The organism is Streptomyces sp. CBMA156 (assembly GCF_014596515.1).
Classification (GTDB): domain Bacteria; phylum Actinomycetota; class Actinomycetes; order Streptomycetales; family Streptomycetaceae; genus Kitasatospora.
Window position 1 is genome coordinate 1 of record NZ_MSJQ01000404.1, and the last position, 10,783, is coordinate 10,783.

13 protein-coding genes and 1 pseudogene are annotated in these 10,783 nt (G+C 74.7%); 5 read left to right on the forward strand and 9 right to left on the reverse strand.

What is annotated here, in order from left to right; translation table 11 throughout:
* Positions 1–191, reverse strand: a pseudogene (locus tag BU198_RS35855) (hypothetical protein); the annotation flags it as partial.
* A gap of 230 nt (positions 192–421) precedes the next feature.
* Between BU198_RS35855 and BU198_RS35860 the strand changes: the two are divergent.
* The gene (locus BU198_RS35860; RefSeq protein ID WP_188300986.1) at positions 422–1,066 is read left to right on the forward strand and encodes an ATP-binding protein; all 645 of its coding nucleotides are present in this window, start codon (positions 422–424) and stop codon (positions 1,064–1,066) included.
* 10 nt (positions 1,067–1,076) lie between these two features.
* On the opposite strand, the gene BU198_RS35865 is transcribed toward BU198_RS35860, so the two are convergent.
* The 7 genes from BU198_RS35865 to BU198_RS35895 all read right to left on the reverse strand — a co-directional run bounded on the left by BU198_RS35865 (position 1,077) and on the right by BU198_RS35895 (position 6,849).
* Positions 1,077–2,342, reverse strand: a complete 1,266-nt coding sequence (locus tag BU198_RS35865; protein WP_188297969.1) for an ABC transporter permease — start codon at positions 2,340–2,342, stop codon at positions 1,077–1,079.
* Positions 2,343–2,344: 2 nt separating this feature from the next.
* Positions 2,345–3,085, reverse strand: coding sequence for an ABC transporter ATP-binding protein (locus BU198_RS35870; RefSeq protein WP_188297968.1), 741 nt, complete (start codon positions 3,083–3,085; stop codon positions 2,345–2,347).
* Positions 3,082–4,548, reverse strand: coding sequence for a peptidoglycan-binding protein (locus BU198_RS35875; protein ID WP_411293208.1), 1,467 nt, complete (start codon positions 4,546–4,548; stop codon positions 3,082–3,084). Before BU198_RS35875 ends, BU198_RS35870 begins: the two co-directional genes overlap by 4 nt.
* A 47-nt stretch (positions 4,549–4,595) precedes the next feature.
* Positions 4,596–5,171: a hypothetical protein gene (locus tag BU198_RS35880; protein ID WP_188300987.1), complete on the reverse strand. Its 576-nt coding sequence runs from the start codon at positions 5,169–5,171 to the stop codon at positions 4,596–4,598.
* The gene (locus BU198_RS35885; RefSeq protein WP_188300988.1) at positions 5,168–6,091 is read right to left on the reverse strand and encodes a hypothetical protein; all 924 of its coding nucleotides are present in this window, start codon (positions 6,089–6,091) and stop codon (positions 5,168–5,170) included. The genes BU198_RS35880 and BU198_RS35885 overlap by 4 nt, the downstream gene beginning before the upstream one ends.
* 99 nt (positions 6,092–6,190) lie before the next feature.
* Complete coding sequence (locus BU198_RS35890) at positions 6,191–6,520, reverse strand: hypothetical protein (protein ID WP_188300989.1); 330 nt, start codon at positions 6,518–6,520, stop codon at positions 6,191–6,193.
* Between the two features lie 95 nt (positions 6,521–6,615).
* Complete coding sequence (locus tag BU198_RS35895) at positions 6,616–6,849, reverse strand: response regulator transcription factor (protein WP_188300990.1); 234 nt, start codon at positions 6,847–6,849, stop codon at positions 6,616–6,618.
* A gap of 219 nt (positions 6,850–7,068) precedes the next feature.
* Between BU198_RS35895 and BU198_RS35900 the strand changes: the two genes are divergently transcribed.
* A complete protein-coding gene (locus BU198_RS35900; RefSeq protein WP_188300991.1) occupies positions 7,069–7,299 on the forward strand; it encodes a hypothetical protein in 231 nt (76 codons plus the stop codon).
* 21 nt (positions 7,300–7,320) lie between these two features.
* Positions 7,321–8,625, forward strand: a complete 1,305-nt coding sequence (locus BU198_RS35905; protein WP_188300992.1) for an amidase — start codon at positions 7,321–7,323, stop codon at positions 8,623–8,625.
* Here BU198_RS35905 and BU198_RS35910 read toward each other — a convergent pair.
* Positions 8,622–9,263, reverse strand: coding sequence for a TetR/AcrR family transcriptional regulator (locus tag BU198_RS35910; protein WP_188300993.1), 642 nt, complete (start codon positions 9,261–9,263; stop codon positions 8,622–8,624). The genes BU198_RS35905 and BU198_RS35910 overlap by 4 nt on opposite strands.
* Before the next feature lie 154 nt (positions 9,264–9,417).
* Between BU198_RS35910 and BU198_RS35915 the strand changes: the two genes are divergently transcribed.
* Positions 9,418–10,281 carry an alpha/beta hydrolase gene (locus tag BU198_RS35915; protein WP_188300994.1) on the forward strand — a complete coding sequence of 288 codons (864 nt, stop codon included), beginning with the start codon at positions 9,418–9,420 and terminating at the stop codon, positions 10,279–10,281.
* The coding region (locus tag BU198_RS35920; RefSeq protein WP_188300995.1) for a TIGR03086 family metal-binding protein at positions 10,278–10,783 on the forward strand (506 nt) is incomplete at its 3' end. The genes BU198_RS35915 and BU198_RS35920, both read left to right, overlap by 4 nt.

Consider the following 10,783-nt stretch of genomic DNA (forward strand, 5'->3'; position numbering starts at 1 on the left):
GCGAAGCCCGCCGCCAGCGCGGCCGGCGGCACGTTCCCGCCACCCGCCAGGGCGTGCCCGGCGGCCGCGATCAGGGTGCACACCAGCGCGAACGGGACGGCCCGGGCAAGCCGCAGGTCCCAGGCGGCGGACCCCACCGGCCGGGCCGGTCCAGGGGCGCCCGGGAGCGGGGCGGCGGCGAGGGCAGTCATGGCCGGGCCATCCTCTCATTGCGTACGCCACCGACACGGGCAGGGTGGGAAATCCCTACGAATGCCCCTTTCGGCAGCGGCGTGCGGGGCGACCGACGCGCTGCCCGGCACAGACCCCGGCCCCCAGTCCATCCGCCGAACGGGCGGTAGCGGCCCCCGGGAACGGTTCACCGCCGAATCGCCCGGAGATACCTAGTTGTATGTGGAGCCGCAGCCAGGAGGGACCTCCCGTGGACATCTGGTGGACTCTGCACCTCAAGCGCGACCCGGCCAGCGTCCCGCTGGCCCGGCGCATCCTGCTCGGTGCGATGGCGACCGCGGGCGTCGACCCGCAGATCGCGGACGACCTCGGGGTCGCCCTCAGCGAGGCCTGCGCCAACGCCGTCGAGCACGGCGCCACCGGACAGCCCGACGACCTGTTCCAGGTCACCGCCTCGATCTGCGGCGACCGGCTGCGGATCGAGGTCACCGACTCCGGTCCCGGCCTGCCGGCCCTCGCCGGGCCGGCCGCGCCCGCCCGCCGCCCGGCCGCGTCCGCACCGGCGGCCCGCCCGGCCGTCACCGGCCGGGGCCCGCACCGCACCCGCCGCGGCCGCGCCACCGTCCCGTCCCGGGTGCTCACCGCCCACCGCCCCCGCCGTGACGGCCACCCGTACGACACCCACGTCCTGCCCTGCGGGCCGACCCCCACCCTGCGCCCGGTCGACCTGGACACCCTCCCCGACCTCACCGCCGAATCCGGCCGCGGCCTCTTCCTCATCCACGCCCTCACCGACCACGTCCAGCTCCGCAACCACCCGCTGCGGGGCGCGATCGTCAGCTTCGACAAGATCCTCAAGTGGCAGGACGGGGCACTGCTGCGCGCCGCGTCCTGAACGGGGCGGGTCAGCGGCGGAGGGCCTCGGCGGGTTCCACGGTGGCGGCGCGCAGGGCCGGGTAGAGGCCGGCCAGCAGGCCGACCAGGCTGCCGGCGAGCGGCGCGGGCAGGACCGTCCAGGGCTGGAGCAGGGCGGTCCAGTCGCGGGCCAGGGCGACCAGCACCACGACGGCGACGCCGACGGCGGTGCCGATCAGTCCGCCGAGCGTGCCGAGGACGGTGGACTCGGTGAGGAACTGGGCCGCGATGTGCCGGGGGCGGGCCCCGAGGGCGCGGCGCAGGCCGATCTCCCCGGTGCGTTCCAGGACGGCGACCAGGGTGGTGTTGGCGATGCCCACGGCGCCGATCACCAGGCAGATGGTGGCCAGCAGCAGGAACAGCCCGGTGAGGTCGGTGGAGACGGAGTCCCGCAGGGTCTGCGGGTCGGGCGGGGCGAGGGCCTCGAAGCTCTTGGGGGCCTCCGGGCGCAGGGCGGTCGGGGCCTGGGAGGCGACCAGGCCGGCCGCGCCGGTCCGGGTGCGGATCACCATCCGGGCGCGTCCGCTCTCGCCGGGTTGCGGGTTGCCCCAGAGCGTCCTGGCGGTGGTGGTGGGCACCATGATGTCGAGGGCGGTCTCGGGGAGCCGGGTGCTGCCGTCGATGATGCCGATGACGGTGAACCCGACGCCGTTGACGAACACCGCGGGGTGGGCGTCGAGGCGGCTGATGCCGAGCCGTCCGGCGGCGGCCGAGCCCAGGACGGCGACGCGCAGGCCGCGTTCGCCGTGGAAGGCGTTGTAGACGGTGCCGGCGGAGACCCGGGCCTCGATCGCGTCGAAGCCGCCGGGGGAGAGTGCCAGGACGTTCAGCCCGGTGCCGGAGCCGGGGCCGGGCACCGGGGAGGTGGCGATCTTCGGGTCGGTCAGCGGCGCGCTCCAGTAGACCCCGGCCGCGACCGCGCCGTTGAGCCCGTCCACCCGGCGGTCGGCGTCGTCGGGGAAGTCCATGGGGGCACGGTGCCGGCCGTCTCCGAGGACCACGTCAGGCCCGCTGCCGACCAGGGTGACCGTGGTGTTCTGCAGGGCCGAGAAGCGCTTGCCGATCTGGCCGGTGGCGCTGGAGGTGAGCCCGAGGACGGCGACGAAGGCGCCGACGCCGAGGACGGTGCCCAGCAGGGTGAGCACCGAGCGGCCGGGCCGCTGCACCATGCCGGACAGCGCCTCGCCCAGCAGGTCGCGCAACTTCAGTCGGGAGAGCGGTACTTCGGCGGCGCCGGGGCGGCGTCGGGGCAGCATCCTCACCGTTCGGCCGCCGTCCCGGCCGCGGTGAGCCGGCCGTCCCTGATGGTGATGGTCCGCCGGGCACGGTCGGCGACCTCGCGGTCATGGGTGATGACCAGCAGGGTCAGCCCGCCCTCGTGCAACTCCTCGAACAGTTCCATGACGCGCAGGGCGGTGGCCGAGTCGAGGTTGCCGGTCGGTTCGTCGCACAGCAGCAGCGATGGCCGGTTCACCAGGGCGCGGGCGACGGCGACCCGCTGCCGCTCGCCGCCGGACATCCGGGAGGGCAGTGCCTCGGCCCGGTGGCCGAGGCCGACCCGCTCCAGCACCCGCCGGGCGGCGTCGGCCCGGCCGGCCCGGGGTGAGCCGGTGTAGACCTGGGCGAGCATCACGTTCTCCATGGCAGTGCGGTACGGCAGCAGGTGGAAGGACTGGAAGACGAAGCCGATCCGCAGGCCGCGCAGCGCGGTGCGGCGGGCCTCGGAGAGCGCGCCGGTGTCGATGCCGTCGAGTTCGTAGGTGCCGCCGCTGGGGCGGTCGAGCAGCCCGAGCAGGTTGAGGAAGGTGGACTTGCCGGAGCCCGAGGGACCGACCACGGCGGCGTACTCACCGCGGGCGATCTCCAGGTCGTGGGGGTGCAGGGCGGTGACCGGCGGCGGCCCGGGGAAGGTGCGGGACACTGCGCGCAGCCGGATCACCGGCGGGGTGCCGGGCTCAGGGGCCGTTCGGTCGCCGGTGCCCGGGTGGTCCTCGCTCACCGGCCCACCACGACCTGCTCGCCGGCCTTGAGTTCGGCCCCGGCGGCGGGTTTGACCTCGACGAATCCGTCCGCGGCGACACCCGCGGTCACGTCCACGGCGCGCCGGGCGCCGTCGGGGCCCGCGACGGACACCGAGGTGCGGCCGTCGACACCCGAGCTGATGGCCGAGGAGGGCACGGCGAGCACCTCGCCCTGGGTGGAGGCGGCGACGACGGTGATCCGGACGTCCTGGCCCTCCAGCGCCGGATCCCAGGGCGCGTCGGGGGTGACGACGAGCGGGACGTACGGGTCGGTGCCGGCGCCCGGGGCCGCCGGTGCCGCGCTGGCGCCGCCGCCCCCGGCCGGGCTGCCGGGAGTGACGAGCGCACCCACCGAGCCGACCTTGGCGGGGAGTTGGATGCCCGTGGTCTCGGACAGCACGGTGACGTTCATGCCGGGCTTGACCAGCGGGGCGTCGCTGGGCAGCAGGTGGCCGGTCAGGTTGAGGCCGCCGGCGGTGAGGGTGAGGACCGGGGCCGTCACCTTGTCACCGACCTTGGCGCCGACGGAGCCCACCCGGGCCGGCAGCGCGGGCAGGAACACCACCTCGGCGGCGGGCAGTTGAGGGCCGTCCTTGGCCTGGGCACGAGCCAGTTCCTGCTGCTTGGCGGTGAGGTCGGCGCGGGCGCGGGCGAGCGCGGCGGCACCCCCGGCGGGGGCGCCTGCTGCCGGGGCCGGTGCGCCGGACTTGGTGGCCGCCGCGGTCGGCTCGCTGCCGGGTGAGGGTTGGTTCTCCAGGTCCTGGACGGCCTGCCTGGCCTGGTCCACGGCCTGCTGGGCGGTCCTGACGGCGGCGGCGCTCTGGTCGCCGGTGGTCGGCACCGGGTAGCCGAGCTTCTGGTAGAGCTTGGTCACGGCCGTCTTGGTGGAGGCGCCGAAGTACCCCTTGTCGTCGCCGCCGGAGTAGTACCCCATGCCCCGGAGCACGTCCTGCAACTGGCCGATGTCGCCGCCGGTCTCGCCCGGTGCCATGTCGCGGTAGGCGGGCGTCGCGCCGGGCAGGGCGATCACCGGCCGCCCGGACACCTCGGCCAGCACCTGCCCGGAGTTCACCGCGTCCCCGCTGCCGACCTTGAGCGAGGTCACGATCGGGGGGCTTCCGCCGGGGCCGCCGGCGCTGGCCGAGACCGCGCCCGGCTGCACCGGGAAGGACTGCCCGGCCGTGAACACCCCGCGCAGGACGGTGGTGTTGGACAGCACCCGCTGCACCACTGGCGCCGTGAGCACCGAGGCGGGTGGCGCCTTGGCGTCGGCGGCGGCCTGCTCCGGTGAGCGGATCAGGGTGGCGGCCCACATCCCGCCCCCGGCGGTGACCGCCGCGGCCAGGGCGATCACGATGATCAGCCGCCGTCGCCGGCGTGCGGTGGACCCGGCCGGGGTGGCGGGTCCGGCTGCGGTGGCCTCGGGCTCGGGTGTTTCCACGGCTTCCAACTCCGGTACTTCTTTCGGTACTTCGCGCTCGGACAGGGTCAGCTGCCGGGGGACGGTCCGGCGGTGCTGCCCGGGCAGGGCAGCGGGTTCTGGATGTCCGTGACCTTCCATGCCCCATTGATTTGACGCATGGTCATGACGCTGAGTTGCTCCGGGCGTTCGCCGACCTGCCGGATCTCCTGGCCGGTTCCGGCATCGACCAGCCGCCAGCCGTTCAGGTTCACGCAGTCGTAGAGCCGCCGGAGTTCGCCGTCCACCCGCATGCCGATCAGCCGGTGTGCGACCTCGCCGTTCATCCGCCTTCCGTCCTGGCGGAGTCGTTCCACCGAGGCGCGGAGGATGGAGAGGTTCGGCTCGTCGGCGTGGGAGTCCAGCGGCGCGGCCTGGACGTCGGCGGCGCGCGCCACCTTCGTCCACTCGTCCCAGTACGCGAGGTAGGGCTGCCGGAGGTCGGCATCGACGGCGGTCAGCCGCTCGCCGGCCGGGCCGGTGGCGGTCGCGCCGTCCGGGGCCGCGGAGGAGGCGCCGGAGCAGCCTGCGGCGGCCAGGGTCGCGGCCACGGCCAGGGCGGCGACCGCCGTCCGGGCCGGGCCGCGGCGCGCGGCGCGGTTCACTGGCCGTGCTCCCGCAGCACCGTGGCCGCCTGGTCGATCTGGGCCTGGATACCGGAGCGGTAGGCCTTCAGCTCGTTGGCGTGCTGCTCGATCAGCTGCTGCTGGATGGCGCTCTGCACGCCGAAGGCGATGCCGGAGAGGTTGGTCTGCTTGGTGCAGGCGACGTCGGCCTTGGCGGTGTCGATCTCCCGCTGGGTCACCGTGGCGCCCCAGGACTCGGTGGTGAGGCTTTCCGGGCTGCTGTAGACGTAGCCCTTCTGCTTCATGCAGGTCGCCCACTCGGCGGTGGCGGCGACGACCCGGGGGTCCGCCTTGGTGCGGTTCATGGACTGTCCGGTCAGGTCGCCGTAGACGTCGGCGCCGGAGGTCTTGGCGTTCTTGAGCTTGCGGTCGGCCTCGCCGGTGCAGCCGCCGGGAGGGGTGTTGCCGCCGGCCGGCTCTCCTCCGGTGGGGGACTTGAGCCCGGACAGGGCACTGAACTCGGCCGGGTTCATCGGACCGGTGTTGGGCTTGGCCGCACCGACGGTGCTGGGCAGGTGGAAGCCGTACTGGGCGGCCTGGGCCTCGTTGAGGAAGCCGTACGGCGTGGGGAGGTCGTCCTTGCCCGCCTTGGTGAGGTCGGTGGCGGTCGGCTGCCAGGAGGCGAAACCGAGCTGCTTCATGCAGTCCTGGGTCAGCAGGCCCTGCGCCCTGGCGATGCCGGTCAGCTCCTGCTGGCTGGCCGCGTAGGCGCGCAGCGGGAGCTGCTGGGTCTCGGCCACGGACGTCGGGGTCGGGGTCGCGGTCAGGGCGGGGGCAGCGCCCTGGGAGCCGCCGGAGCCGCCGGCGGCCGGGTCGGCGTTCTTGCTGGAGCTGCAACCGGTGAGCAGGGCGAGCCCGGCTGCCGCGACGACCAGAGCGGTGTGGCGGTGGGACCTCAAGACTGGACCTCGTTGGTTTGGCGGGCCGTTATTCTCGGGTGGTGCCCTCTTCGCCCCATTACCGGTGGGGCGAAGAGGGCCGTGGAACGGTGGGGCAGGTCAGCAGGGGGTCGTCTGGCCCAGGTAGGCACCGGAGATGTACTGCTCGGCCGAGTAGCCCCAGACGCCGGTGGCGCGGTCGGTGTTGCTGTCCCAGAGGTCGCTGCCGTTCACCGAGGTGCCGTGCACCCAGCACCAGTCGTTGGTGCCGTGGCCCGGGTAACCGACCCCGTTGATGGCGGAGTTGGTGTACTGGGTGGCCCGGATGTTGGTGCCGGTGGTGTAGTCGCTGACGAACACGGTGGCGCTGGCGACACCGGAGCCGAGGGCCAGCGCGGCGGTGGCGGCGACGGCCGCGGAGGTGATGCGCCCGGTACGTGTCTTGAACATGACGTGTCCCGTTTCTCTTGACTGGTGGGGTGGTTGGTGCTGCCCGAGTGGGCCAGGCCATCTCAGCACTCGTGTCAGGAGGCCCGCCAGTGTCCTCAGGTACAGTCCTCCAGCCGGGACAGCAGGGCGGCCTGGGCGAGCTGGATCCTTGAGTGCACGCCGAGTTGGGCGAACAGGGCCGCCGTGTGGGCCTTCACGGTCCGTTCCTCGATCCGCAGCAGGCTGGCGATCTCCTGGTTCGAGAGATCCGTCCCGATGAGCGCGAGCACCTGGGCCCGGCGCTGCGAGAGCCCCTTGGCCCGGTCCGCGGCGATCCTCAGTCGTGACAAGTGGTCGTATGTCGAATCATGTGCCTGACCCATCGGTTCCCCCCGTGGCAGAGTTCGGAGCACACGCATCCTGAAGTTTCAGCCGGGCCAATGGTCTAGTCAACGTTGATGTCACAGTGTGATACAGGACGAATGTGCACCGTGACGCGGAAGACCGCCCTTTCCGCCCGCGGTTTTCCTCCGGTTGCCGGGGGTGGGAGCGGACCGGACGATGGGGGCATGATGCACCAGATGCGAGCCGAGTACGGCGCCGGCGGCGAGGCCGAGGGGGTGCGGCTGTGGCACGTGGTCCGGGGTGAGGACAGCGTCGCGATGTGCGGGCGGGAGCTCGATCCGGCGGCGCGGGTGCGCTCGGCGGTGGACTGGGGGAAGACCCCGGAGCTGTGCTGCCACACCTGCGGGGCGTACTTCCTGCGCGAGGCTCCGTACCTGGCGGCCGAACACCCGTAGGCGGCACTACCGTTGCCCGGCATGGAGGAACCCCTCGTCCGGCCGCGGCCGTTGGCCTCCGAGGCCGCCGGGCTGCGCGCCGGTGTGCCCGAACTGCCCGAGTACGTCGACCGGTTGTGCGCGCTGGTCGAGCGGGTGGACCCGCTGATCCACGCGTTCGTGCCGGAGCCCGGACGGCACGGGCGGTTGCGGGCGCAGGCGCGTGAGCTGGCCGCGCGGTACCCGGAGCCGGACGGGCGGCCGCCGCTGTACGGGGTGGCGGTGGGGGTCAAGGACATCGTGCACGTGGACGGGCTTCCCACCCACGGCGGTTCGGCGCTGCCGCCCGGGGTGCTGGCCGGGCCGCAGGCCCCGGTGGTGGAGCGGCTGCGGGCGGCGGGGGCACTGGTCGCGGGCAAGACGGTGACCGCCGAGTTCGCCGCGAGCGCCCCGGGCCCGACCCGCAATCCGCACCATCCGGGCCACACCCCGGGCGGTTCCAGCAGCGGTTCGGCGGCGGCGGTCGCGGCGGGGCTGGTGCCACTGGCGATCGGCACCCAGACCGTCGGCTCGGTGGTCCGCCCGGCCGCGTACTGCGGGGTGGTGGGCTTCCGGCCGACGTACGGGCGGATCCCGATCGACGGGGTGATCCCGAACGCGCCGAGCTTCGACACCCTGGGCGTGTTCACCGCCGACCTGGCGGGCGCGGCGCTGGTGGCCCCGCTGCTCTGCGACGGCTGGCGGCCGGCGGACGACTCGGAGCCGGCGCTCGGGGTGCCGGACGGGACGTACCTGGAGCGGGCGGAGCCGGCCGCGCTGCGCGCCTTCGAGGAGCAGCTGGCCCGGCTGGCGCGGGCCGGGCTGACGGTGCGCCGGGTCGAGCTGTTCCCCGACTTCGCCGAGGTCGGGCGGCAGTTGCAGACGGTCAACCGGTTCGAGCTGGCCCGCAGTCACGCCGACTGGTTCGCCCGCTTCGGCGGGCTCTACCGGCCGGAAACGGCGGCGGGCATCCGGGTCGGGCAGGGCGTCGCGGCCGAGGACCGGGCGGCCGCCCTGCGCTTCCGGGAGCGGCTGCGCGAGCGGGTGGCCGCGGCGCAGACGGCGGCCGGGGTGGACCTGTGGCTGGCGCCCTCGGCGACCGGCGGCGCGCCGGAGGGCCTGCACGGCACCGGGGACGCGGTGATGTCACTGCCGTGGAGCTTCCTCGGCCGCCCGGCCCTGAGCCTGCCGGCCGGGTGGACCGGGGAGGGGCTGCCGCTCGGGCTCCAGGTGGTCGGCGCGGAGGGCGGGGACGAGCGGCTGCTGGCCCAGGCCGCCCTGCTGGAAAGATTGCTGACGGGGCGTTAGGCGAGGGCCGGATCGGACGGGTCGACGGCCTCGGCGCGCAGCAGGCGCAGCAGGAGGCGGCCGGCCCGCTGGTACGGGACGTCCTCGTCGTGCAGCACGGCCTGGGAGTTGGCCGTCTCCAGGACGGCGATCAGGGCGAAGGCGAGGTCGCCGAGGTCGGTTTCGGGGCGCAGGCCGCCGGCGGCCCTGGCGTCGCCGAGGGCCGCGACGACGGTGTCGGACCACTCCCGGGCGCAGCCGGCCAGGGCGTCCCGGACGGCGCCGGGGCGGGCGTCGAACTCGGCGGTGACCTCGTAGAAGAAGCAGCCGCCGGGGAAGACCCGGGCGCGGGAGTAGGCGAGCCAGCTCTCGCAGAGGGCGCGGACCCGGGCGAGGCCGGGAGGGGCGTCGGCGACCGGGGTGACGACGGCGTCGGCGAAGATCCGGCGGGCGGCGCGGACGGTGGCCAGCTGTAGCTCCTCCTTGGAGCCGAAGCCGGCGAAGACACCGCTCTTGCTGAGCCCGAGGTCGGTGGCGAGGCGGCCGATGGAGAGCGCGTCCAGGCCCTCGACGGAGGCGATTCCGACGGCGCGGTGCAGCACCGCCCGGCGGGTCTCCTCGCCGCGCAGGACTCGTCCGTCGGTGGTCGGTCCGGCCATCGTCCGTCCCCGTTCTGCTCGTCGTGGCGTGTCGCCCAGGGTAGTGGGTGCACCGGCGGCGGCCTCGGAAACACCAGAAAACTGCACGAACGATCGTGCTAATATCTCGCCGCGAGCAAGGCAGGACAAGGAGCGCAGAGAGCAGGGAGACCAGATGGACCCCACCCGGGCACTGATCCGTACGGCCCTCAACCCCACCGCCCGCGTCGCCCCGGGCCTGGCCGGTCGGGCGGCCTTCGAACTGTTCGCGCACCCGCTGCGGCGCAGCCGGGTGCGCGAGTCGGAGCGCGAGGTGCACGGGCGCGCCGAGGTCGAGCGGCTCACCGTGAACGGCAAGGCGGTGGCCGGCTACCGCTGGGGCGGCGGGGAGCGGCCGGTCCTGCTGCTGCACGGCTGGCGCTCCCGGGCCTCCCGGTTCGCCCCGTACGTGTCCCGGCTGCGGGCGCTCGGGCTGAGCGCCGTCGCCTTCGACGCGCCGGGCCACGGCGACTCCGGCGGCCGGACCACCAGCGTGCTGGAGTTCCGTGAACTCGCGCTGCAACTCCAGGAGCGGTACGGGCCGTTCGAGGCCGTGGTGGCGCACTCGCTCGGCGTCTGCGCGGCCTTCGGAGCGCTCGCCGACGGGCTGAGCGCGGGCCGGCTGGCGGCCGTCTCCGGGGTGTCCGGGGTCGGCTTCTTCCCGGCCGCCTTCTGCGCCGGGCTCGGGCTGAACGCCGAGGTCGAGCGGGCGCTGCGGGAGCGGATCGAACGGGAGCTGTTCGGCGGGGACGCCGGGGGCTGGGAGCGCTTCGACGCCGTCCGTCGGGTCGAGGCGGTCGGCGGGCCGGTCCTGGTGGTGCACGACGAGGGGGACCGCGTCGTGCCGCCCAGCGAGGCGCACCGGCTCCGCACCGCGTACGGGGAGCGGCTCGACCTGGTGCTCACCCAGGGGCTCGGCCACCGAAGGATCATCGCGGAGCCGGCCGTCGTCGACCAGGTGATCGGGTTCGTCTCCGCGGGAACGGAGGCCGCCGCATGAGGATCGTCGAACTGCACGCGCGGGCCGTGGAGTCGGCCGCCCAGGTGGTGGACGGCATACGGCCGGACGAGCTGGACCTGCCCACCCCCTGCGCCGGGTGGACGCTGCGGACCCTGCTGGAGCACTGCGTCGGGCAGCACCGGGGCTTCGCCGCGGCGGCCCGGGGCGCCGGGCCCGACCCGGCGCTGTTCGCGGACGCGCCGCTCGGCGCCGACCCGGCGGGCGCCTTCCGCCGCACCGGCGAGGACCTCACCGAGGCCTTCCGGGAGGCGGCCGCCGCCGGGCGGCCGATCTGGCTGCCCGAACTCCACGACGGGGCGCCCTTCCCGTGCGCCCAGGCGGTGGGCTTCCACCTGCTGGACACCCTGGTGCACGGCTGGGACGTCGCCGCCGCGCTCGGCACCGGGGACGGGCCGGCCGCGGCGGTGGACGGCGACGAGGAGCTGGCCGCCGTGCTGCTGAGGGTGGCCGAGGCCGTTCCGGCCGGCCCGGAGCACCGGGC